The organism is Klebsiella sp. X13 (assembly GCF_003323835.1).
Lineage (GTDB): Bacteria > Pseudomonadota > Gammaproteobacteria > Enterobacterales > Enterobacteriaceae > Klebsiella > Klebsiella ornithinolytica.
Window position 1 is genome coordinate 5,145,602 of the sequence record NZ_CP030874.1, and the last position, 23,416, is coordinate 5,169,017.

The following is a 23,416-nucleotide window of genomic DNA, read 5'->3' on the forward strand; positions in this document are numbered from 1 at the left end:
TGGCGCCGGGGGTTACCCCGGCACCAGTGACCTGTTTGAGCGAGAGTTACTCGTCTTCCAGTTCGATGTTGATGCCCAGCGAGCGAATCTCTTTCAACAGTACGTTGAAGGATTCCGGCATGCCCGGTTCCATCTGATGGTTGCCGTCCACGATGTTTTTATACATCTTGGTACGACCGTTGACGTCATCAGACTTAACGGTGAGCATTTCCTGCAGGGTGTATGCCGCGCCATAAGCTTCCAGCGCCCACACTTCCATCTCACCGAAGCGCTGACCACCGAACTGAGCCTTACCACCCAGCGGCTGCTGAGTAACCAGGCTGTAAGAACCGGTAGAACGCGCATGCATTTTGTCATCAACCAGGTGGTTCAGTTTCAGCATGTACATGTAGCCAACGGTAACCTGGCGCTCGAATTGCTCACCGGTACGACCGTCGAACAGAGTGATCTGACCGGAAGTCGGCAGGCCACCCAGCTGTAACAGTTCCTTGATTTCAGACTCTTTCGCACCGTCGAAGACCGGCGTTGCGATCGGCATACCTTTTTTCAGGTTTTCAGCAAGACGCAGAACTTCATCATCGGTGAAGGTATTCAGATCGACCTTCTGACGAACATCGGTACCCAGGTCATACGCTTTCTGGATGAACTCGCGCAGTTTGGCGACTTCCTGCTGCTGTTTGAGCATCGCGTTGATTTTCTCACCGATACCTTTCGCAGCCATACCCAGGTGGGTTTCCAGAATCTGACCGATGTTCATACGAGATGGTACGCCCAGCGGGTTCAGTACGATGTCGACCGGCGTACCGTTTTCATCGTAAGGCATATCTTCGATCGGGTTGATCTTAGAAATAACACCCTTGTTACCGTGACGACCTGCCATTTTGTCACCCGGCTGAATCTGACGTTTAACGGCCAGATACACTTTAACAATCTTCAGCACGCCCGGTGCCAGATCGTCGCCCTGAGTGATTTTGCGGCGTTTCGCTTCGAGTTTTTTCTCGAACTCGTGTTTCAGTTCGTCGTACTGCTCAGCCAGCTGTTCCAGCTGATTTTGTTTCTCTTCGTCGGTCAGGCCCAGTTCCAGCCAGCGATCGCGCGGCAGCTTGTCGAGCTTCTCAGCTTCAACACCACCGGCAACCAGCACCGCGTAGATACGACCAAACAGGCCAGCTTCGAGGATCTGCAGTTCTTCAGACAGGTCTTTTTTGGCCTGCTTCAGCTGCATCTCTTCGATTTCCAGCGCACGTTTGTCTTTTTCCACGCCATCGCGGGTGAAGACCTGAACGTCGATAACAGTACCGGAAACACCGTTTGGTACGCGCAGAGAAGAGTCTTTAACGTCAGACGCTTTCTCGCCGAAGATCGCACGCAGCAGTTTCTCTTCTGGCGTCAGCTGGGTTTCACCTTTCGGCGTGACCTTACCAACCAGAATGTCGCCGCCGGTCACTTCTGCACCGATGTAAACGATACCGGATTCATCCAGTTTAGAGAGCGCAGCTTCACCCACGTTCGGGATATCAGCGGTGATCTCTTCCGGCCCCAGCTTGGTGTCACGGGACACACAGGCCAGTTCCTGAATATGAATCGTGGTGAAACGATCTTCCTGAACCACACGCTCGGAGACGAGGATGGAGTCTTCGAAGTTGTAGCCGTTCCACGGCATGAACGCTACGCGCATGTTCTGACCGAGAGCCAGTTCACCGAGGTCGGTGGACGGACCGTCTGCCAGCACGTCGCCGCGCTCAATTGGCTCACCCAAGGACACGCAAGGCATCTGGTTGATGCAGGTGTTCTGGTTAGAACGGGTGTACTTGGTCAGGTTATAGATGTCGATACCTGCTTCGCCCGGGTACATCTCGTCTTCGTTAACTTTGATAACGATACGGGATGCATCGACGTACTGTACGGTACCGCCACGTTTAGCAACTGCAGTAACACCGGAGTCAACGGCAACAGCACGTTCCATACCGGTACCCACCAGCGGCTTATCAGCGCGCAGAGTCGGAACCGCCTGACGTTGCATGTTCGCACCCATCAATGCACGGTTGGCGTCATCGTGTTCCAGGAACGGGATCAGCGACGCACCGACAGAAACCACCTGCTGGGTGGAAACGTCCATGTAGTCAACCTGATCGCGGCTGAACAAGCTGGATTCGCCTTTGCTACGGCAGGTAACCAGGTCTTCTACAAAGTGGCCTTCGTCATCCAGGTTGGAGTTCGCCTGAGCGATAACGTAGTTGCCTTCTTCGATAGCAGACAGGTAGTGAATTTCGTCGGTCACAACACCGTCGGTCACTTTACGATACGGAGTCTCGAGGAAGCCGTATTCGTTAGTCTGTGCGTACACGGACAGGGAGTTGATCAGACCGATGTTCGGACCTTCAGGCGTTTCGATTGGACATACGCGACCGTAGTGAGTCGGGTGTACGTCTCGAACTTCAAAGCCCGCACGTTCGCGGGTCAGGCCGCCTGGGCCGAGTGCGGAGATACGACGTTTGTGCGTAATCTCGGACAGCGGGTTGTTCTGGTCCATAAACTGTGACAGCTGGCTGGAACCAAAGAACTCTTTCACTGCCGCAGAAATCGGCTTGGCGTTGATCATATCCTGAGGCATCAGGGTATCCAGATCGCCCAGAGACAGACGCTCTTTCACCGCACGCTCAACACGTACCAGGCCAACGCGGAACTGGTTTTCCGCCATTTCGCCTACGGAACGGATACGACGGTTGCCGAGGTGGTCGATATCATCGACTTCGCCTTTACCGTTACGGATATCGATGAGCTTCTTCATCACTTCGATGATGTCGTCTTTGCTCAGGATACCGGAACCTTCGATTTCGTCACGCAGCAGAGAACGGTTGAACTTCATACGACCTACCGCAGACAGATCGTAGCGGTCTTCGGAGAAGAACAGGTTCTCAAACAGGCTTTCAGCCGCTTCACGAGTCGGCGGCTCACCCGGGCGCATCATGCGGTAGATTTCAACCAGCGCGCTCAGACGATCGTTAGTTGGGTCGACGCGTACAGTTTCAGAAATGTACGGACCGTGGTCCAGATCGTTGGTGAACAGAGTCTCGATGCGCTTGTGACCGGACTGGCTCAGCTTCGCCAGCAGATCCAGGCTCAGCTCCATGTTCGCCGGGCAGATCAGTTCGCCAGTAGCTTCATCGATATAATCTTTGGCCGCAACTTTACCCGCAATATATTCCACCGGAACTTCGATATGCTTGATATCGTCTTTTTCCAGCTGACGGATATGGCGAGCGGTAATGCGACGGGCTTTCTCGACGTAGACTTTGCCGTTCGCTTCGATGTCGAAGGAAGCCGTTTCACCGCGCAGACGCTCCGGAACCAGTTCCATCTGCAGCTTGTTGTCGCGAATTTCAAAGACCACTTTCTCGAAGAACAGGTCAAGGATCTGCTCAGTGGTGTAATTCAGCGCGCGCAGGATGATGGTGGCCGGCAGCTTACGACGACGGTCGATACGGACAAACAGGTTGTCTTTCGGATCGAACTCGAAGTCCAGCCAGGAACCGCGGTAAGGAATAATACGTGCGTTATACAGGACCTTACCGGAAGAGTGAGTCTTACCTTTGTCAGAGTCAAAGAAGACGCCCGGGCTACGGTGCAGCTGAGAAACGATAACACGTTCAGTACCGTTGATAACAAAGGTACCGTTGTCGGTCATGAGCGGAATTTCGCCCATGTAGACTTCTTGTTCTTTAATGTCTTTAACGGTGCCTTCCGGCGCTTCACGCTCGTAGATCACCAGACGCAGTTTAACGCGCAGCGGTGCCGAGTAGGTCACGCCACGGATCTGACATTCTTTAACATCAAAAACAGGTTCGCCCAGACGGTAGCTGACGTATTGCAGCTCAGAGTTACCGCTGTAGCTTTTAATCGGGAACACGGAACGGAAAGCTGCTTCCAGACCGTACTGCCCTTCAGGATCTTGCTCGATAAACTTCTGAAACGAGTCAAGCTGGATGGAAAGGAGATAAGGTATGTCCAGAACCTGCGGACGTTTACCAAAATCCTTACGAATACGTTTTTTCTCGGTATAGGAGTAAACCATAGGGTTCCTCAGCTCGCTGACAAGTCGACCCGTCTGCCCAAATAAGGCAGTTTTTTATGCAACACTATTTTGTGGACCGGAAAATGGAACACTTTCCGCAATGCCTGTTTCTATCACGCTTAAACCATTTCGTTGCGATTTACACAGCTCAGGGGCCCTGACCTGTCGCAGTATATTAAGTCGTCTATAGAAACAAGCATTGAAAGGACAACCCAGTAGTCAAACAGCGTGAAACGCTACTGGTGCCTTACAGCGCAAAAAGGCTGGTGACCAAAAAGTCACCAGCCTCAGCCTGATTTCTCAGGCTGCAACCGGAAGGGTTGGCTTATTTGACTTCAACTTCAGCGCCAGCTTCTTCCAGAGATTTTTTCAGAGCTTCAGCGTCGTCTTTGCTGATGCCTTCTTTCAGTGCAGCCGGTGCAGATTCTACCAGGTCTTTAGCTTCTTTCAGACCCAGGCCAGTTGCGCTACGTACTGCTTTGATAACAGCAACTTTGTTAGCGCCTGCAGCTTTCAGAATTACGTCGAATTCAGTTTTTTCTTCAGCAGCTTCAGCCGGGCCAGCAGCTACAGCTACAGCAGCAGCAGCGGAAACACCGAATTTTTCTTCCATTGCAGAGATCAGCTCAACAACGTCCATTACGGACATAGCGGATACTGCTTCAATGATTTGATCTTTAGTGATAGACATTTAAATTGTTCCTGAATATCAGAATAAGTTTATACGTAAGCGAGCGCTTTATAAAGATAACTGCGATTAAGCAGCTTCTTTCGCATCGCGTACAGCAGCCAGAGTGCGAACCAGTTTGCCAGCCGAAGCTTCTTTCATGGTTGCCATCAGGCGTGCAATTGCTTCTTCGTAGGTCGGCAGAGTTGCCAGGCGGTCGATTTGCGACGCCGGGATCAGCTCACCTTCAAAGGCTGCAGCTTTGACCTCAAATTTTGCATTCGCTTTCGCGAACTCTTTGAACAGACGAGCAGCAGCGCCCGGGTGTTCCATAGAGTATGCAATCAGGGTCGGACCAACAAACGTGTCTTTCAGGCACTCAAACTGAGTACCTTCAACGACGCGGCGCAGCAGGGTGTTACGAACAACACGCATGTAAACGCCAGCTTCACGACCTGCTTTACGCAGTTCAGTCATTTTATCCACAGTAACGCCACGGGAATCCGCAACTACTGCAGACAGCGCACCTTTGGCTACTTCGCTGACTTCAGCAACAATCGCTTGTTTGTCTTGAAGATTTAAAGCCATTAGCTTTGCTCCTGGATGTTTGCCAGAGCTTATGCTCTGGAACTCACTTCACTCTTTCCAACGAAAGAGCGTCTTTAATACGGTGAGCAGAAACAAGCCAGAGTATCCAAAAAATAATCTTAGCGTTCTGTCACCGTCTACGCAGGGGATTAAGTTTCTGACGAAACACCTGCGGTCTTCGACGGAGGCCTGGATAGGCCAGGCTCCAACGAACAAATTCTTCCTATGACTTCGTCCTTCGAACCGCAGCGGCGTTAGCTGCTCTCGCTCACACCGGTCATGTAGTTAACTACACTCCCGGTGATTCACTCGATTGCTGCCTTGCTACAATTCAAATGACTCGCATAGCGTCTGTCTTATTGACAGAATCGTGGGGGTAGAATTGTAGACAAATCCACCGCCCACGTAAAGCTAATCTTAGTTCGCAGAAGCGCTCAGACCAGCCTGATCAACGGCAACACCAGCACCCATGGTGGTGGAGATGCTAACTTTCTTGATGTACACGCCTTTAGCCTGAGTCGGTTTTGCTTTTTTCAGCGCAACCAGCAGAGCTTCCAGGTTTTCTTTCAGTTTGTCAGCGTCAAAGTCCACTTTACCGATGGTGGTGTGGATGATGCCGTTTTTGTCGTTACGATAACGAACCTGACCTGCTTTAGCGTTCTTAACAGCTTCAGCAACGTTCGGAGTAACGGTACCCACTTTCGGGTTTGGCATCAGGCCGCGTGGACCCAGAACCTGGCCCAGCTGGCCAACAACGCGCATTGCATCCGGAGAAGCAATAACAACGTCAAAGTTCATTTCGCCTTTTTTGATCTGGTCAGCCAGATCTTCCATACCTACCAGCTCGGCGCCTGCAGCTTTAGCAGCTTCAGCGTTCGGGCCCTGGGCAAATACGGCTACGCGAACGGAACGGCCAGTACCGTGCGGCAGTACAGTCGCGCCACGGACGTTCTGGTCAGATTTACGCGCGTCGATGCCGAGGTTAACGGCAACGTCTACGCTTTCAACGAACTTAGCAGTAGCCAGTTCTTTCAGCAGAGAGATGGCTTCGTTGATGTCGTACTGTTTGGTCGCATCAACTTTGTCACGAATCACGGACATGCGCTTGGTCAGTTTAGCCATTTCTTAGTCCTCCACTACCAGGCCCATGGAACGTGCAGTACCTTCAATGGAGCGAGTCATCGCTTCAATGTCGGAACCAGTCATGTCGGCAGCTTTGGTCTGCGCGATTTCCTGCAGCTGAGCGCGGGAAATTTTACCAACTTTGTCTTTGTTCGGTTTACCGGAACCAGACTTGATACCAGCCGCTTTTTTCAGCAGAACTGCTGCCGGCGGAGTTTTGGTAACGAAAGTGAAAGAACGGTCAGCGTAAACGGTAATAACAACCGGAATCGGCAGACCTTTTTCCATGGATTCAGTTTTGGCGTTGAACGCTTTGCAGAATTCCATGATGTTCACACCCTGCTGACCCAGTGCTGGACCAACCGGCGGACTCGGGTTTGCCATACCAGCTGCAACCTGCAGCTTGACGTAGGCTTGTACTTTCTTAGCCATTTAAATTTCCTCGTTTGGGTGTAGCGCCTGAAAAGGCTCCCCGTGATAAATATCGCTTTATGGGAATCAGACCCATAAAAACAAAAGGCGCGAAATTGTATGTCAATTTCGCGCCTCATGCAACGATTAAATCGCTGCTTTTTTGATCGCCGGTTAGGCTTTCTCTACCTGAGCAAAGTCCAGTTCAACCGGAGTCGCACGACCGAAGATAGAAACAGAGACCTTCAGACGAGACTTCTCGTAGTCAACTTCTTCAACCACGCCGTTAAAGTCAGCAAACGGACCGTCGCTGACGCGAACCATTTCGCCCGGCTCGAACAGCGTTTTCGGACGCGGCTTATCGCCAACCTGCTGCAGGCGATTCATGATCGCATCAACTTCTTTGTCGCTGATCGGTGCCGGACGGTCAGAAGTACCGCCGATAAAGCCCATCACGCGCGGTACGCTGCGCACCAGGTGCCAGCTTGCGTCGTTCATTACCATCTGGACCAGAACGTAACCCGGGAAGAATTTGCGCTCGCTCTTGCGGCGCTGGCCACCACGGATCTCGACCACTTCTTCGGTCGGCACCATGACTTCGCCAAACAACTCTTCCATATTGTGTAATTTGATATGTTCACGCAACGAGGTAGCTACGCGACCTTCAAAACCGGAAAACGCCTGAACGACGTACCAACGTTTTTTAGGAGCTTCAGACATCTCAGAACCTCAGGCCAGTGATAAAGGATACCAGGCGAACCAGAATACCATCCAGTCCCCACAGGATCAGTGACATTACCGCAGTAACCGCAGCAACAATCAGCGTGGTGTGCAGCGTTTCCTGGCGAGTTGGCCAGATAACCTTGCGGACTTCGGTTCTCGCTTCGCGGGCGAAGGCGACGGTCGCCTTACCTTTAGTGGTTAACAGCGCGACGCCACCGGCAGCAGCGATCAGAATCACTACAGCCAGCGCACGCACCGCCAGCATAATGTCACGATAAAGGAAGTTGCCTACGATGGCCACAATCAGCAGCGCAGCAACGATCACCCACTTCATCGCTTCCAGGCCGCGCCCGCTCCCTTGAGCTTCGGTATTCGCACTCATAAACCAACCTGTCACAAGAATTCAGACAAATAATTTTGCCCCGCGAGAGCGAGGCAACCAAACCGAAATGCTCTGCTGCGTTTCGGACTTAACGCCCTCTACAGAGCCTGTCTCAGCAATGATTATGGCAAAAAAAATCACTGATGAGCCAGGTTCTGGTTCGAAAGCGTGCAAAAAGGGCATCAAATGATGCCCTTTTATTGCGCATTGCGTCAAATGTTATCAGCGATTAGCCGAGAACTTTTGCTACCACGCCCGCGCCAACGGTACGGCCGCCTTCACGGATTGCGAAACGCAGACCATCGTCCATCGCGATCGGGTGAATCAGGGTAACAACCATTTTGATGTTGTCGCCCGGCATTACCATCTCTACGCCTTCCGGCAGTTCGATGGTGCCAGTCACGTCAGTTGTACGGAAGTAGAACTGCGGACGGTAGCCTTTGAAGAACGGAGTATGACGGCCGCCTTCGTCTTTGGACAGAATATACACTTCAGATTCGAACTTGGTGTGCGGCTTGATAGATAGCCAGTACCTGACCACGTTCGATTTCTTCACGTTTGATACCACGCAGCAGAACACCAACGTTCTCACCAGCACGGCCTTCGTCCAGCAGTTTGCGGAACATTTCAACGCCAGTACAGGTAGACTTCGCAGTCTCTTTGATACCAACGATTTCAACTTCTTCGCCCACTTTGATGATACCGCGCTCTACACGACCGGTAACAACGGTACCACGACCGGAGATGGAGAATACGTCTTCGATCGGCAGCAGGAACGGCTTGTCAATCGCACGCTCTGGTTCCGGGATGTAAGAATCCAGGTAGCCAGCCAGTTCGATGATTTTCGCTTCCCAGTCTGCTTCGCCTTCCAGCGCTTTCAGAGCGGAACCACGAACGATCGGCGTGTCGTCGCCCGGGAAGTCGTACTGAGACAGCAGCTCACGGACTTCCATTTCAACCAGCTCCAGCAGCTCTTCGTCATCAACCATGTCGCATTTGTTCAGGAACACGATGATGTACGGAACGCCTACCTGACGACCCAGCAGGATGTGCTCACGAGTCTGCGGCATCGGGCCGTCAGTCGCAGCAACAACCAGGATCGCGCCATCCATCTGAGCAGCACCGGTGATCATGTTTTTAACATAGTCGGCGTGGCCCGGGCAGTCTACGTGTGCGTAGTGGCGAGTCGGGGTGTCATATTCAACGTGAGAAGTGTTGATGGTGATACCACGAGCTTTCTCTTCCGGCGCGTTATCGATCTGGTCGAATGCGCGAGCAGAACCACCGTAGGTTTTAGCCAGAACGGTAGTGATTGCAGCAGTCAGCGTTGTTTTACCATGGTCAACGTGGCCGATAGTACCGACGTTAACGTGCGGTTTTGTACGTTCAAACTTTTCTTTAGACATCGATTGTCCCTCTAAGACACGGATAAATCGGTGATATCACCACATCAACCGGGCAACATGCCCGACTTGTTGAATGCAATAAACAGAGAGAAACAGGGAAGGAGAGATAAAGAAGTGGTGCTGATACCCAGAGTCGAACTGGGGACCTCACCCTTACCAAGGGTGCGCTCTACCAACTGAGCCATATCAGCACGTCTGGAGCGGGCAGCGGGAATCGAACCCGCATCATCAGCTTGGAAGGCTGAGGTAATAGCCATTATACGATGCCCGCATCCTGAAACTCGGCTACCCAGTTCTTTCTATAACAAAAAAAAGAGACTTATCTCTTTTTCTGTTTGAGTTGATTAGTTCAACCAAGCAACTCTGGCTCCGCAAAGCGTTGCCGAAAGATGGTGGTGGGGGAAGGATTCGAACCTTCGAAGTCGATGACGGCAGATTTACAGTCTGCTCCCTTTGGCCGCTCGGGAACCCCACCAGGCACTTGATGGTGCCGACTACCGGAATCGAACTGGTGACCTACTGATTACAAGTCAGTTGCTCTACCTACTGAGCTAAGTCGGCATCAAGTAGCGCGCATTTTAGGGAGACCTGCGAGTTCATGCAACTAAAAAATTGCATAAAATGTTCCATTGCTCATATTTTGTGCTCAAACAAGGAAAATCGTTGCAATTTCAAACAACGGAGCACAAAAAAACGGCATTTACCTAAGCGTAAATCGTACGCTGACCCGGGATATTTTGTTCAAGACCGGCATTTTTGACCTCCCGGGCGATTTCCTGAGCACCTCTGCATACGATAATCGATCTTTTAGCCCGCAAAGCAGATATTCCAGCTTCGCCTGGCTGCATCGCTGACGACTCCCTTCCGCGGCATTTATCGCTCACGTAACCTGAGCGCTCTATTCACCTGTTTAGTAATTACCTGCGCACCCCGCTCTTGTGATGTCTGCATTAGAAAGCACTATCCGATGAGTTTTTTTCTTATTATTCCTCGCAATCTGGTGTTACCCTCCTGCCCATTGTCCTGATTAACTTGTGTGAAGCATCCCTCGCTGCATTTGATTCGGCGATGCTAAGAACATGCTTATGAGCAAAAAAGAGCAGACGTTAATGACACCCTATCTACAATTTAACCGCAACCAATGGGCTGCACTTCGTGATTCCGTTCCGATGACGCTGACAGAGGAAGAAATCACGCGGTTAAAAGGCATCAACGAAGATCTTTCTCTTGAAGAAGTTGCCGAGATCTATTTGCCGCTGTCGCGTTTGCTTAATTTCTATATCAGTTCTAACTTGCGCCGTCAGGCCGTGCTGGAACAATTCCTCGGAACTAACGGGCAACGCATTCCCTATATCATCAGTATTGCCGGGAGCGTTGCGGTAGGGAAAAGCACAACGGCGCGCGTATTACAGGCGCTGCTCAGCCGCTGGCCGGAACATCGTCATGTTGAATTGATAACGACCGATGGCTTCTTGCATCCTAACGCCGTATTGAAAGAACGCGGGCTGATGAAGAAGAAAGGCTTCCCGCAATCCTATGATATGCATCGTCTGGTCAAGTTCGTCTCCGACCTGAAATCCGGTATCCCTAACGCTACCGCTCCGGTTTATTCGCATCTGATTTATGATGTGATCCCCGATGGAGATAAAACCGTCGCGCAGCCGGACATTTTGATTCTGGAAGGATTAAATGTTTTACAAAGCGGGATGGATTATCCTCATGATCCGCACCACGTATTTGTATCTGACTTCGTTGACTTTTCGATATATGTTGATGCGCCCGAAGAGTTGCTAAAAACATGGTATATCAACCGCTTCTTAAAATTCCGTGAAGGGGCTTTTACTGACCCGGACTCTTATTTCCATAATTACGCAAAGCTTTCCAAAGACGAAGCTGTGAACATTGCCACCTCATTATGGAATGAGATTAACCTGCTGAATTTAAAAGAAAACATATTACCAACTCGTGAACGAGCCAGTCTTATCATGACGAAAAGTGCTAATCACTCCGTTGATCAGGTTCGGTTACGGAAATAACGATTACAGAAAATAAAAAGGGAGCCTGGGCTCCCTTTTTATTCAGTTTATTCTGCACTGCGCAATGATATCTCACCACCAACCCAGGGTTTTATCACGCCATCCTGCTCAAGCAATAACGCGCCCTGAGTATCGATACCGCGCGAAATACCAAATATTTCTTTATCGCCAATAATAAGCTTCACCGGGCGGTTGAGGAAGTTATCTAATTTCTCCCAACGCGTCAGATAAGGCGCCAGGCCATCCTGCTCAAAGAGCTGCAGGCCCGCACGAAGCTCTTTAATCAGGCGCGCGGCCAGCGTATTACGATCGATCGATACGCCAGCTTCCTGCAAGCTAATCCATCCCTGGTTTACGACATCTGACTCGACGTGACGCATGGCCAGGTTGATCCCCGCCCCGCTGACTATCTGTGCCGCATCGCCGGTTTTTCCCGTCAGCTCAACCAAAATACCTGACAGTTTACGATCCTGAAGATAGAGGTCATTTGGCCACTTCACCCGAACTTTATCAGCCCCCAGGCTCTGGAGCACTTCTGCAATAACAATCCCGATGACCAGACTCAATCCCACTGCGGCAGCGGGCCCTTGCTCAAGCCGCCAGTACATCGAGAGATAGAGGTTTGCGCCAAAGGGAGAAAACCACTTGCGCCCTCGACGACCACGGCCGGCCTGCTGATATTCAGCAACACAGGCATCGCCGGATTGCAATTCATTAAGACGATCCAGCAAATACTGGTTCGTCGAGTCAATAACGGGAAGCACTGTTACCCGTCCATGTTCGATCTGTGCAGCGATTCGCTGTTCATCTAATAGCTGGATCGGCTCTGGCAGGCTGTAACCTTTTCCTGGGACGGTGAACACATCAACTCCCCAGTCGCGGAGAGTCTGAATATGTTTATTGATTGCCGCCCGACTCATTCCCAGACGCTCGCCAAGTTGCTCTCCGGAATGAAATTCGCCATCCGCTAAAATTGATATCAATGTCAGGGGGATTGTATTATCTCTCATGCAATAGCCTCCTCGGCATTCACTTCACCGGTTGCGCCAATAAAGCGGACTTCCGGCTGGAGCCAGACATTGAACTTCTCGCCTACCTGCTGACGGACATAATGCGCCAGCTTAATGACATCGTCGCTGGTTGCCTGATTAGCATTGATTAATACTAAAGCCTGCTGACGATGCACCGCGGCCCCGCCGATGGTTTTCCCTTTCAGCTGGCATTGATCGATTAGCCAGCCTGCGGCCAGTTTTATACGCCCATCTGCCTGCGGGTAGTGCGGAGCATTCGGGAACATGGCCAGTAGCGTCTGCCCTTTCCCGGCATCAATCACCGGATTTTTAAAGAAACTGCCGGCATTTCCACTCACCTTCGGATCAGGGAGCTTAGTCATTCGCATATGACAAACGGCGTCAAACACCTGACGCGGAGTCACGGTCTGTCGGTCAAGGCGGGTCAGGTCACCGTAGGTTAATATCGGATCCCAGACCTTTGTCAGGCGGAGACCTACCGCAACGATGGCAAAGCGATCCTGGTATTCATGTTTGAAAATACTGTCACGATAGCCAAAACGGCATTCACTCGCAGAAAGACGCTGCTTATGGCCAGTTGCCAGCTCGATACAATCAACATACTGGCAAACACGCTGTAGCTCGACGCCATATGCGCCGATATTCTGAATTGGGGAAGAGCCTGCACACCCAGGAATCAAGGCGAGGTTTTCCAGACCCGGCATGTCATTATCCAGCGTAAACTGCACCAGTTGATGCCAGTTTTCTCCGGCGCCAACGTGTAGATGCCAGGCATCAGGCGTTTCCGTGACCTCAATTCCCATAATGCGGTTGATTATCACCGTACCGGCATAATCCTTCAGGAAGAGTACGTTGCTCCCTTCACCAAGGATCAAAACGGGCTGATCCTCTGCAGTGGCCTGTTGCCATGCGGACAATAGCTGCTGTTCATTTTCAGCACGTACAATCGCTTTGGCCATGCGGTCAATGCCAAAGGTGTTCCAGGGTTTGAGGGAGTGATTCATAGTGGCTTCCTGATGCAAAATCTGCACTAGTTTACCGTATCTGCTGGGGGAAGGCTTGCTTGATTGCGGCCAGGCGGCTATTCAGGATGTTTTAGTTTTTCATGGATAAAGACGCAAAAAGCCCGTCCGTGAGGACGGGCTTCTGACTGATTTGATGCCTGGCCGTTTATGGCAAACAGCAGACAAACAAAAAACCCCATGCTTTCGCATGAGGTTTCTTCGCGTGTTTGATGCCTGGCAGTTCCCTACTCTCACATGGGGAGACCCCACACTACCATCGGCGCTACGGCGTTTCACTTCTGAGTTCGGCATGGGGTCAGGTGGGACCACCGCGCTATCGCCGCCAGGCAAATTCTGTTTCACCCCGCATTCCTGCGTGATGATTTAATCTGTAATCAAGCTGAACATTTCGTCTCTTCGCCAAAACAGCTTCGGCGTTGTAAGGTTAAGCCTCACGGTTCATTAGTATCGGTTAGCTCAACGTATCGCTACGCTTACACACCCGACCTATCAACGTCGTCGTCTTCAACGTTCCTTCAGGACTCTCAAGGAGTCAGGGAGAACTCATCTCGGGGCAAGTTTCGTGCTTAGATGCTTTCAGCACTTATCTTTTCCGCATTTAGCTACCGGGCAATGCCATTGGCATGACAACCCGAACACCAGTGATGCGTCCACTCCGGTCCTCTCGTACTAGGAGCAGCCCCCCTCAATTCTCCAGCGCCCACGGCAGATAGGGACCGAACTGTCTCACGACGTTCTAAACCCAGCTCGCGTACCACTTTAAATGGCGAACAGCCATACCCTTGGGACCTACTTCAGCCCCAGGATGTGATGAGCCGACATCGAGGTGCCAAACACCGCCGTCGATATGAACTCTTGGGCGGTATCAGCCTGTTATCCCCGGAGTACCTTTTATCCGTTGAGCGATGGCCCTTCCATTCAGAACCACCGGATCACTATGACCTGCTTTCGCACCTGCTCGCGCCGTCACGCTCGCAGTCAAGCTAGCTTATGCCATTGCACTAACCTCCTGATGTCCGACCAGGATTAGCTAACCTTCGTGCTCCTCCGTTACTCTTTGGGAGGAGACCGCCCCAGTCAAACTACCCACCAGACACTGTCCGCAACCCGGATCACGGGTCTACGTTAGAACATCAAACATTAAAGGGTGGTATTTCAAGGTTGGCTCCATGCAGACTGGCGTCCACACTTCAAAGCCTCCCACCTATCCTACACATCAAGGCTCAATGTTCAGTGTCAAGCTATAGTAAAGGTTCACGGGGTCTTTCCGTCTTGCCGCGGGTACACTGCATCTTCACAGCGAGTTCAATTTCACTGAGTCTCGGGTGGAGACAGCCTGGCCATCATTACGCCATTCGTGCAGGTCGGAACTTACCCGACAAGGAATTTCGCTACCTTAGGACCGTTATAGTTACGGCCGCCGTTTACCGGGGCTTCGATCAAGAGCTTCTCCTTACGGATAACCCCATCAATTAACCTTCCGGCACCGGGCAGGCGTCACACCGTATACGTCCACTTTCGTGTTTGCACAGTGCTGTGTTTTTAATAAACAGTTGCAGCCAGCTGGTATCTTCGACTGATTTCAGCTCCATGAGCAAGTCACTTCACCTACCATCAGCGTGCCTTCTCCCGAAGTTACGGCACCATTTTGCCTAGTTCCTTCACCCGAGTTCTCTCAAGCGCCTTGGTATTCTCTACCTGACCACCTGTGTCGGTTTGGGGTACGATTCGTTGTTACCTGATGCTTAGAGGCTTTTCCTGGAAGCAGGGCATTTGTTACTTCAGCACCGTAGTGCCTCGTCATCACACCTCAGCGTTAACAGAAGTCCGGATTTACCTAAACTTCCCGCCTACATGCTTAAACCGGGACAACCGTCGCCCGGCTAACATAGCCTTCTCCGTCCCCCCTTCGCAGTAACACCGAGTACAGGAATATTAACCTGTTTCCCATCGACTACGCCTTTCGGCCTCGCCTTAGGGGTCGACTCACCCTGCCCCGATTAACGTTGGACAGGAACCCTTGGTCTTCCGGCGAGCGGGCTTTTCACCCGCTTTATCGTTACTTATGTCAGCATTCGCACTTCTGATACCTCCAGCAACCCTCACAGGCCACCTTCAACGGCTTACAGAACGCTCCCCTACCCAACAACACATAGTGTCGCTGCCGCAGCTTCGGTGCATGGTTTAGCCCCGTTACATCTTCCGCGCAGGCCGACTCGACCAGTGAGCTATTACGCTTTCTTTAAATGATGGCTGCTTCTAAGCCAACATCCTGGCTGTCTGTGCCTTCCCACATCGTTTCCCACTTAACCATGACTTTGGGACCTTAGCTGGCGGTCTGGGTTGTTTCCCTCTTCACGACGGACGTTAGCACCCGCCGTGTGTCTCCCGTGATAACATTCTTCGGTATTCGTAGTTTGCATCGGGTTGGTAAGTCGGGATGACCCCCTAGCCGAAACAGTGCTCTACCCCCGAAGATGAGTTCACGAGGCGCTACCTAAATAGCTTTCGGGGAGAACCAGCTATCTCCCGGTTTGATTGGCCTTTCACCCCCAGCCACAAGTCATCCGCTAATTTTTCAACATTAGTCGGTTCGGTCCTCCAGTTAGTGTTACCCAACCTTCAACCTGCCCATGGCTAGATCACCGGGTTTCGGGTCTATACCCTGCAACTTAACGCCCAGTTAAGACTCGGTTTCCCTGCGGCTCCCCTATACGGTTAACCTTGCTACAGAATATAAGTCGCTGACCCATTATACAAAAGGTACGCAGTCACCTAACAAGTAGGCTCCCACTGCTTGTACGTACACGGTTTCAGGTTCTTTTTCACTCCCCTCGCCGGGGTTCTTTTCGCCTTTCCCTCACGGTACTGGTTCACTATCGGTCAGTCAGGAGTATTTAGCCTTGGAGGATGGTCCCCCCATATTCAGACAGGATACCACGTGTCCCGCCCTACTCTTCGAACTCACAGAATGTGCATTTTAGTGTACGGGAGTATCACCCTGTACCCTGCGACTTTCCAGACGCTTCCACTAACACACAAACTGATTCAGGTTCTGGGCTGCTCCCCGTTCGCTCGCCGCTACTGGGGGAATCTCGGTTGATTTCTTTTCCTCGGGGTACTTAGATGTTTCAGTTCCCCCGGTTCGCTTCGTTAAGCTATGTATTCACTTAACGATAGTGTGACGAATCACACTGGGTTTCCCCATTCGGAAATCGCCGGTTATAACGGTTCATATCACCTTACCGACGCTTATCGCAGATTAGCACGTCCTTCATCGCCTCTGACTGCCAGGGCATCCACCGTGTACGCTTAGTCGCTTAACCTCACAACCCGAAACTGTTTCGTAAAACAGTCCGCGTTGCGAAAATTTGAGAGACTCGAACACACCGCTTTTCCTCTCTTATTACGGAGAAAGGAAACAGTGTGTCGTTTCAATTTTCAGCTTGATCCAGATTTTTAAAGAGCAAAACTTCGCAGCATACCTTTTCAGGTACACTCTGAAGTTTTCTTGTTGTGCAGCAGTAAAGGATGGTGGAGCTATGCGGGATCGAACCGCAGACCTCCTGCGTGCAAGGCAGGCGCTCTCCCAGCTGAGCTATAACCCCATCGTAATGTTTCTCTCTGTTTACCGTAATTCGATATCGGGCAAGGCATGGTGATACGAAGCATACTGAAGTATGTGAGCATCGCCATAACGCAGCACGGTAGCGAATTTGGTAGGCCTGAGTGGACTTGAACCACCGACCTCACCCTTATCAGGGGTGCGCTCTAACCACCTGAGCTACAAGCCTGCAGAGATTTTTTACTGCTTATTTTTCATCAGACAATCTGTGTGAGCACTACAAAGGCAGGTTCTTTCAGGTAAGGAGGTGATCCAACCGCAGGTTCCCCTACGGTTACCTTGTTACGACTTCACCCCAGTCATGAATCACAAAGTGGTAAGCGCCCTCCCGAAGGTTAAGCTACCTACTTCTTTTGCAACCCACTCCCATGGTGTGACGGGCGGTGTGTACAAGGCCCGGGAACGTATTCACCGTAGCATTCTGATCTACGATTACTAGCGATTCCGACTTCATGGAGTCGAGTTGCAGACTCCAATCCGGACTACGACATACTTTATGAGGTCCGCTTGCTCTCGCGAGGTCGCTTCTCTTTGTATATGCCATTGTAGCACGTGTGTAGCCCTACTCGTAAGGGCCATGATGACTTGACGTCATCCCCACCTTCCTCCAGTTTATCACTGGCAGTCTCCTTTGAGTTCCCGGCCGAACCGCTGGCAACAAAGGATAAGGGTTGCGCTCGTTGCGGGACTTAACCCAACATTTCACAACACGAGCTGACGACAGCCATGCAGCACCTGTCTCAGAGTTCCCGAAGGCACCAAAGCATCTCTGCTAAGTTCTCTGGATGTCAAGAGTAGGTAAGGTTCTTCGCGTTGCATCGAATTAAACCACATGCTCCACCGCTTGTGCGGGCCCCCGTCAATTCATTTGAGTTTTAACCTTGCGGCCGTACTCCCCAGGCGGTCGACTTAACGCGTTAGCTCCGGAAGCCACTCCTCAAGGGAACAACCTCCAAGTCGACATCGTTTACAGCGTGGACTACCAGGGTATCTAATCCTGTTTGCTCCCCACGCTTTCGCACCTGAGCGTCAGTCTTTGTCCAGGGGGCCGCCTTCGCCACCGGTATTCCTCCAGATCTCTACGCATTTCACCGCTACACCTGGAATTCTACCCCCCTCTACAAGACTCAAGCCTGCCAGTTTCAAATGCAGTTCCCAGGTTGAGCCCGGGGATTTCACATCTGACTTAACAGACCGCCTGCGTGCGCTTTACGCCCAGTAATTCCGATTAACGCTTGCACCCTCCGTATTACCGCGGCTGCTGGCACGGAGTTAGCCGGTGCTTCTTCTGCGAGTAACGTCAATCGCCAAGGTTATTAACCTTAACGCCTTCCTCCTCGCTGAAAGTACTTTACAACCCGAAGGCCTTCTTCATACACGCGGCATGGCTGCATCAGGCTTGCGCCCATTGTGCAATATTCCCCACTGCTGCCTCCCGTAGGAGTCTGGACCGTGTCTCAGTTCCAGTGTGGCTGGTCATCCTCTCAGACCAGCTAGGGATCGTCGCCTAGGTGAGCCATTACCCCACCTACTAGCTAATCCCATCTGGGCACATCTGATGGCATGAGGCCCGAAGGTCCCCCACTTTGGTCTTGCGACGTTATGCGGTATTAGCTACCGTTTCCAGTAGTTATCCCCCTCCATCAGGCAGTTTCCCAGACATTACTCACCCGTCCGCCGCTCGTCACCCGAGAGCAAGCTCTCTGTGCTACCGCTCGACTTGCATGTGTTAGGCCTGCCGCCAGCGTTCAATCTGAGCCATGATCAAACTCTTCAATTTAAGTTTGATGCTCGTGAATTAAACTTCGTAATGAATTACGTGTTCACTCAGAGACTTGGTATTCATTTTTCGTCCGAGGACGTTAAGAATCCATGTCACTTTGAGTGCCCACACAGATTGTCTGATAAATTGTTAAAGAGCAGTGCGACGGCGCTGAGCGCTCTGTCGCGAGGTCCCGTATAATACGTTTTCCTCATTCAGAGTCAAGCATTTATTTTTGCTTTTATCTGCCGGCGTTCATCGCTGAACCCCGCTAACCCGGCGGCCTGTAAGCCGTTGTTCCGTGTCAGTGGAGGCGCATTATAGGGAGTTCTGAGACGTTGACAAGCCCTGTTTTAAAAAAACTTTTCAACCGCTCAAATTCCCGCCATCACGCCCATTTTATGGGCTATTTGCTCGTCATTTGTGCGACTTCCCGCGCAAAATTGGCAACCTGCTTCCAGTCGGTATAGACAACTTCTTTACTGGTATCCGTTTCACCGCCGGTCATCTTCATTATCAGACGAATCATGACGCGATCGTACCAACTATAGCGCGGGTAGCGCAGCGCGCCGGCAAACACCGCGCTGCGCTGCGGTTGCCATGGTGAATTGAGCAGAAACTTACGCGTATAGCTATTTGTCTGCGGCGTGCGCTTCTCCGGCTTACGCGCCACGAGGTTCACCGAGAAAAACGCCCCCGGCAGCGCATTCAACGACTGCAGGTGTTTCTTCACGAAACGGTCCAGCGCCGGATGAAAGTGTCCGTAACGAATCGATGCACCAATCACCACGCGATCGTAGTGGCGCCATTCAACCTCTTCAGTACGGTTGAGATTAACCGTATCCGCATCGATACCCAGCTCTTTCAGCTCAGAGGCCAGGAAGGAGGCAATTTCACGCGTCTGCCCGTCGCGGGTAGAGAATAATATCAACGTTTTCACAAGCACTCCTGTTATTCACGCCAGAAAGTGGGGGTAAAGAGCACCAGTAAGGTGAACACTTCCAGACGACCAAACAGCATATTAGCAATCAAGATCCATTTCGCGACCGGGTTCATTGTCGCGAAGTTGTCCGCCACTACGCCAAGTCCTGGCCCGAGGTTGTTTAACGTTGCCACAACCGAGGCGAAAGCAGAAAAGTCATCCACTCCGGTCGCGATGATCGCCAGCATGCTAATAATGAACACCAGCGCATAGGCAGAAAAGAATCCCCACACCGCCTCCAGAATACGTTCCGGCAGCGCACGGTTACCTAACTTAATACTGTATACCGCATTCGGATGCACCAGACGCTTGAGTTCCCGGTTCCCCTGTTTGAACAACAGCAGTATACGGATAACCTTCAGCCCGCCGCCCGTCGACCCGGCACAACCGCCAATAAATGCCGAGCACAATAGCAGCACCGGCAGGAATAACGGCCAGCGCGCGATACTGTCGGTGGTAAAGCCCGCGGTCGTCGCCATTGAGACGACCTGGAAGAAGGCCTGATTCAGCGTCGTCAGCGCCGAGCTATACACATCATGCAACCACAACACCAGCGTACAAATCACCACCAGCGTCAGTTGGACACCAATAAACATGCGGAATTCAGGATCGCGCCAGTACACCTTCAGACTGCGCCCGCTGAGCAATGAAAAATGGAGGCCATAGTTACAGCCTGAGATCAGCAGGAAAACCGCAATAATCGTGTTAATGGTTGGACTGTTAAAATACCCTACGCTGGCGTCATGCGTAGAAAAGCCGCCAATCGCGATAGTCGAAAAGCTGTGACCGATAGCATCAAATGCCGGCATACCCGCGAACCAGAGCGCAAGCGCACAGGCGACCGTCAACAGCACGTAGATAAGCCACAGCGTTTTGGCCGTCTCGGCGATACGCGGGCGCATCTTATTGTCCTTCAGTGGCCCCGGCATTTCCGCCCGATACAACTGCATCCCACCGACGCCCAGTATCGGCAGTATTGCTACTGCCAACACAATGATCCCCATACCGCCAAACCACTGCAGCATCTGTCGATAAAAGAGGATGGCATGTGGTAAAGAGTCCAACCCCACCAGCGTGGTGGCGCCGGTCGTAGTCAGGCCTGAGAATGACTCAAAAAACGCATCTGTTATCGTCAGATTCGGTTGTTCGGCGAAAATAAACGGTAGCGCACCGACGCTGCCCAGCACGGTCCAGAAGAGGACGACAATCAGAAAGCCCTCGCGGGATTTCAGTTCGCCCTTTTCACGGCGGTTCGGCCACCATAATAAAGAGCCTATCGCCAGCGCGACAAAAAAGGTCTGGGTAAACGCCCGCCCCGCGCCATCGCGGTATATCAGGGCCACTAATCCCGGAAGGATCATCGTCCCCGAAAACAAAATGACCAACAGTCCAACGATTCGGGTTATGGCGCGAAAATGCATCTCTGGCGCTTCCTTTGGTATGCAAAAAATCAGGTGGGGATTATTCGTCAATCTTCAGTAATTGCAACGAACCACGACTAAAATCAGCCAGTTTTGTCGAAAAAGACGCCACTTCAGCTTGCGGAAGCGCCACACGAAGCTGGACGGAGGCCTGATAGTCACTGGCGACAATTTGTCCTGAGAACTGAGCCAACAGCGTTTCAACTCCGGCTAACTGCCCGTACTCACACTGCAAAGTATATGCGGTCAACGGCGTCTTGCGCTGCGTTGTCAGCCCGGCAAGCGCCTGATGGACGCCGCCGCCATACGCTTTAACCAGACCGCCGGTACCAAGTAAAATACCGCCGTAGTAGCGTACCACGACGGCCGTTATCTCGCCGACGCCGCTGCCCATCAGCTGCGCCAGCATAGGTTTACCCGCGGTGCCTGCCGGTTCGCCATCGTCAGAAAAACCCAGCTGTTGAGAGTCATTGGGTGGCCCGGCCACCCACGCCACACAATGATGACGGGCGTCAGGGTGCTCCGCCCTGACGGACTCAACAAACGCCTTTGCCGCTACCACGCCGTCAGTATGTGCCAACAGCGTGATAAAACGACTTTTTTTGATCTCTTCGACAAAAGTCACCGGCGCGGCCGGTATCAACCAGCTTTCCATTACGCCAGTTTCAGGTCACGCGTCATATTTTCAACACTGTTTTCGTGGATGACGACGTTATCTTCAATACGGATGCCGCCAAACGGCTTCAATGCTTCAATTTTTTGCCAGTTGAAGTGTTTGCTAAACTGCCCTTCACGCCACGGCGCCAGCAGAGATTCAATAAAGTAGATGCCCGGCTCGATGGTCAGCACCATACGCGGCTGCAAAATACGCGTGCAGCGCAGATAGGGATACTTCGACGGCGCCGCCAGATGGGTACCGGTATCATCCTGCATGAAACCGGCCACATCATGGACCTGCAGGCCCAGCGGATGGCCAATACCGTGCGGCATAAACGGTCCGGTCAGATCGTTTTCAACCATGGCCTCTTCGCTCATGTCGGTCACGATCTGGTGCTTACGCAACAGTTTAGCAATGCGTTGGTGGAACTGGATGTGGTAATCCACATAGCTTTTTCCAGCCTTCATCGTGCTAATCAGAGCCAGCTGCTCATCGTTAACGTCTTTAATCAAATGGGCAAAGTCATTATCGCCGTGTGCCGCCCAGGTACGCGTCAGGTCTGCCGCATAGCCGTTATATTCCGCTCCGGCATCCAGTAAGAAGCTGCGCGCTTCTGCCGGCGCACGATGATCCAGTTTGGTGTAATGCAGTACAGAGGCATGTTCGTTAAGCGCCACGATATTGCTGTAAGGCACATCGGTGTCGCGATGACCGGTAGCCGTCAGATACGCCTGGTTGATATCGAATTCGCTCATTCCTGAGAGGAATGCTTCATGGGCCGCGCGATGCCCGTTAACCGCCGACTTCTGCGCTTCGCGCATGCAGGCCAACTCATAATCGGTCTTAAAGGAACGATAGTAGTGCAGGAAATCAATCACCCCTTTCGGGTTGATATGACTGGCAGCGATCTCCAGACCAAGCGCACGCTCCGGCACCGGCCCGATATAGGCGATATTGCCGCGCGCCGCAGGCAGCTGGCTGCCAATACCGTCGGCTTTCGGCAGGGCAATCACTTCAACCTCTTCCGTCCAGAACGAGGTCGGCAGCGGTTCAACGTTATGCCAGTAATCAACCGGCAGGTAGAACCACAGTTTCGGTTTGTTGACGCCATCAACCAGCAGCCAGCAGTTGGGCACCTGCGTCACCGGGACCCAGGATTTAAATTGCGGGTTGACCTTAAACGGGTACGGATGATCGTCCAGGAAGACATTGACCAGCTCACCGGAGTGAATCAGCAACGCATCAAGGTTAAAACGAGCTAAAGCATCACGGGTACGTTCTTGTAGGGTAACGATATGATTTTTATAGAGCGCGGCTAGTGATTCCATCTTTCATCCTTTGCTTTTATTCGATCGTAATTCCCCGCATCTTAGCACATCGGCCCCGGGCAGGGTGATTTCCGCCAGGTGTGATCAGACCAGCATTTATTTAAAGACTCATTTGCAATTCTTTAACATAAATCCCACACTCCGTTGCATCTGGTACGACCAGATCACATTGCT

At 51.9% G+C, this 23,416-nt stretch carries 14 protein-coding genes, 6 tRNA genes, 3 rRNA genes and 1 pseudogene; 1 reads left to right on the top strand and 23 read right to left on the bottom strand.

What is annotated here, in order from left to right:
* Positions 1 to 46 precede the first annotated feature (46 nt).
* The 12 genes and pseudogenes from rpoB to DSD31_RS24605 form a co-directional block, all read right to left on the bottom strand.
* A complete protein-coding gene (rpoB, locus tag DSD31_RS24540) occupies positions 47 to 4,075 on the bottom strand; it encodes a DNA-directed RNA polymerase subunit beta (protein ID WP_004118418.1) in 4,029 nt (1,342 codons plus the stop codon).
* 325 nt (positions 4,076 to 4,400) lie between these two features.
* A complete protein-coding gene (gene rplL, locus DSD31_RS24545) occupies positions 4,401 to 4,766 on the bottom strand; it encodes a 50S ribosomal protein L7/L12 (RefSeq protein WP_004118416.1) in 366 nt (121 codons plus the stop codon).
* 66 nt (positions 4,767 to 4,832) lie between these two features.
* Positions 4,833 to 5,330 carry a 50S ribosomal protein L10 gene (rplJ, locus tag DSD31_RS24550; protein ID WP_001207203.1) on the bottom strand — a complete coding sequence of 166 codons (498 nt, stop codon included), beginning with the start codon at positions 5,328 to 5,330 and terminating at the stop codon, positions 4,833 to 4,835.
* Positions 5,331 to 5,747: 417 nt separating this feature from the next.
* Entirely contained in the window at positions 5,748 to 6,452 is a 705-nt protein-coding gene (gene rplA / locus DSD31_RS24560) for a 50S ribosomal protein L1 (RefSeq protein WP_004118413.1), read from the bottom strand.
* 3 nt (positions 6,453 to 6,455) lie between these two features.
* Positions 6,456 to 6,884, bottom strand: coding sequence for a 50S ribosomal protein L11 (gene rplK, locus DSD31_RS24565; RefSeq protein WP_003862340.1), 429 nt, complete (start codon positions 6,882 to 6,884; stop codon positions 6,456 to 6,458).
* A gap of 153 nt (positions 6,885 to 7,037) precedes the next feature.
* A complete protein-coding gene (nusG, locus tag DSD31_RS24570; RefSeq protein ID WP_002438628.1) occupies positions 7,038 to 7,583 on the bottom strand; it encodes a transcription termination/antitermination protein NusG in 546 nt (181 codons plus the stop codon).
* Between the two features lies 1 nt (position 7,584).
* Complete coding sequence (gene secE / locus DSD31_RS24575) at positions 7,585 to 7,968, bottom strand: preprotein translocase subunit SecE (protein WP_004118411.1); 384 nt, start codon at positions 7,966 to 7,968, stop codon at positions 7,585 to 7,587.
* 229 nt (positions 7,969 to 8,197) lie between these two features.
* Positions 8,198 to 9,374, bottom strand: a pseudogene (tuf, locus tag DSD31_RS24585) (elongation factor Tu).
* Positions 9,375 to 9,489: 115 nt separating this feature from the next.
* Positions 9,490 to 9,565: transfer RNA gene (locus DSD31_RS24590), tRNA-Thr, on the bottom strand.
* A gap of 5 nt (positions 9,566 to 9,570) precedes the next feature.
* A tRNA-Gly gene (locus DSD31_RS24595) sits at positions 9,571 to 9,645 on the bottom strand.
* A gap of 119 nt (positions 9,646 to 9,764) precedes the next feature.
* Positions 9,765 to 9,849 (bottom strand) — tRNA-Tyr (locus tag DSD31_RS24600).
* Positions 9,850 to 9,859: 10 nt separating this feature from the next.
* Positions 9,860 to 9,935: transfer RNA gene (locus DSD31_RS24605), tRNA-Thr, on the bottom strand.
* Positions 9,936 to 10,459: 524 nt separating this feature from the next.
* Here DSD31_RS24605 and coaA point away from each other — a divergent pair.
* Positions 10,460 to 11,410, top strand: a complete 951-nt coding sequence (gene coaA, locus DSD31_RS24610) for a type I pantothenate kinase (protein ID WP_015585388.1) — start codon at positions 10,460 to 10,462, stop codon at positions 11,408 to 11,410.
* Between the two features lie 47 nt (positions 11,411 to 11,457).
* Here coaA and birA read toward each other — a convergent pair whose 3' ends face one another.
* The 11 genes from birA to pepQ all read right to left on the bottom strand — a co-directional run bounded on the left by birA (position 11,458) and on the right by pepQ (position 23,242).
* Positions 11,458 to 12,420 (bottom strand): bifunctional biotin--[acetyl-CoA-carboxylase] ligase/biotin operon repressor BirA, encoded by a 963-nt coding sequence (gene birA / locus DSD31_RS24615; RefSeq protein ID WP_004118405.1) that lies wholly within the window; start codon positions 12,418 to 12,420, stop codon positions 11,458 to 11,460.
* Entirely contained in the window at positions 12,417 to 13,445 is a 1,029-nt protein-coding gene (gene murB / locus DSD31_RS24620) for a UDP-N-acetylmuramate dehydrogenase (RefSeq protein WP_015585389.1), read from the bottom strand. Before murB ends, birA begins: the two co-directional genes overlap by 4 nt.
* Before the next feature lie 232 nt (positions 13,446 to 13,677).
* Positions 13,678 to 13,793 (bottom strand): 5S ribosomal RNA (gene rrf, locus DSD31_RS24625).
* A gap of 93 nt (positions 13,794 to 13,886) precedes the next feature.
* Positions 13,887 to 16,792 (bottom strand): 23S ribosomal RNA (locus DSD31_RS24630).
* A gap of 206 nt (positions 16,793 to 16,998) precedes the next feature.
* Positions 16,999 to 17,074: transfer RNA gene (locus DSD31_RS24635), tRNA-Ala, on the bottom strand.
* A gap of 109 nt (positions 17,075 to 17,183) precedes the next feature.
* Positions 17,184 to 17,260 (bottom strand) — tRNA-Ile (locus DSD31_RS24640).
* 71 nt (positions 17,261 to 17,331) lie between these two features.
* Positions 17,332 to 18,871 (bottom strand): 16S ribosomal RNA (locus DSD31_RS24645).
* Together the 16S, 23S and 5S rRNA genes with 2 tRNA genes alongside form the textbook arrangement of a ribosomal RNA operon.
* Positions 18,872 to 19,259: 388 nt before the next feature.
* A complete protein-coding gene (gene hemG / locus DSD31_RS24650) occupies positions 19,260 to 19,793 on the bottom strand; it encodes a menaquinone-dependent protoporphyrinogen IX dehydrogenase (protein WP_032718488.1) in 534 nt (177 codons plus the stop codon).
* 11 nt (positions 19,794 to 19,804) lie between these two features.
* Positions 19,805 to 21,256 (bottom strand): Trk system potassium transporter TrkH, encoded by a 1,452-nt coding sequence (trkH, locus tag DSD31_RS24655; RefSeq protein ID WP_004119068.1) that lies wholly within the window; start codon positions 21,254 to 21,256, stop codon positions 19,805 to 19,807.
* Positions 21,257 to 21,296: 40 nt separating this feature from the next.
* A complete protein-coding gene (locus DSD31_RS24660) occupies positions 21,297 to 21,911 on the bottom strand; it encodes an IMPACT family protein (RefSeq protein ID WP_015585390.1) in 615 nt (204 codons plus the stop codon).
* Positions 21,911 to 23,242, bottom strand: a complete 1,332-nt coding sequence (pepQ, locus tag DSD31_RS24665; protein ID WP_004869689.1) for a Xaa-Pro dipeptidase — start codon at positions 23,240 to 23,242, stop codon at positions 21,911 to 21,913. The genes DSD31_RS24660 and pepQ overlap by 1 nt, the downstream gene beginning before the upstream one ends.
* Positions 23,243 to 23,416 lie beyond the last annotated feature (174 nt).

What these genes read in the sequence shown, in the direction of transcription:
- rplK (WP_003862340.1), bottom strand. Translation starts at nt 6,884, where the DNA reads ATGGCTAAGAAAGTACAAGCCTACGTCAAGCTGCAGGTTGCAGCTGGT.
- rpoB (WP_004118418.1), bottom strand. Translation starts at nt 4,075, where the DNA reads ATGGTTTACTCCTATACCGAGAAAAAACGTATTCGTAAGGATTTTGGT.
- DSD31_RS24660 (WP_015585390.1), bottom strand. Translation starts at nt 21,911, where the DNA reads ATGGAAAGCTGGTTGATACCGGCCGCGCCGGTGACTTTTGTCGAAGAG.
- coaA (WP_015585388.1), top strand. Translation starts at nt 10,460, where the DNA reads ATGAGCAAAAAAGAGCAGACGTTAATGACACCCTATCTACAATTTAAC.
- rplJ (WP_001207203.1), bottom strand. Translation starts at nt 5,330, where the DNA reads ATGGCTTTAAATCTTCAAGACAAACAAGCGATTGTTGCTGAAGTCAGC.
- secE (WP_004118411.1), bottom strand. Translation starts at nt 7,968, where the DNA reads ATGAGTGCGAATACCGAAGCTCAAGGGAGCGGGCGCGGCCTGGAAGCG.
- pepQ (WP_004869689.1), bottom strand. Translation starts at nt 23,242, where the DNA reads ATGGAATCACTAGCCGCGCTCTATAAAAATCATATCGTTACCCTACAA.
- nusG (WP_002438628.1), bottom strand. Translation starts at nt 7,583, where the DNA reads ATGTCTGAAGCTCCTAAAAAACGTTGGTACGTCGTTCAGGCGTTTTCC.
- murB (WP_015585389.1), bottom strand. Translation starts at nt 13,445, where the DNA reads ATGAATCACTCCCTCAAACCCTGGAACACCTTTGGCATTGACCGCATG.
- trkH (WP_004119068.1), bottom strand. Translation starts at nt 21,256, where the DNA reads ATGCATTTTCGCGCCATAACCCGAATCGTTGGACTGTTGGTCATTTTG.
- rplL (WP_004118416.1), bottom strand. Translation starts at nt 4,766, where the DNA reads ATGTCTATCACTAAAGATCAAATCATTGAAGCAGTATCCGCTATGTCC.
- birA (WP_004118405.1), bottom strand. Translation starts at nt 12,420, where the DNA reads ATGAGAGATAATACAATCCCCCTGACATTGATATCAATTTTAGCGGAT.
- rplA (WP_004118413.1), bottom strand. Translation starts at nt 6,452, where the DNA reads ATGGCTAAACTGACCAAGCGCATGTCCGTGATTCGTGACAAAGTTGAT.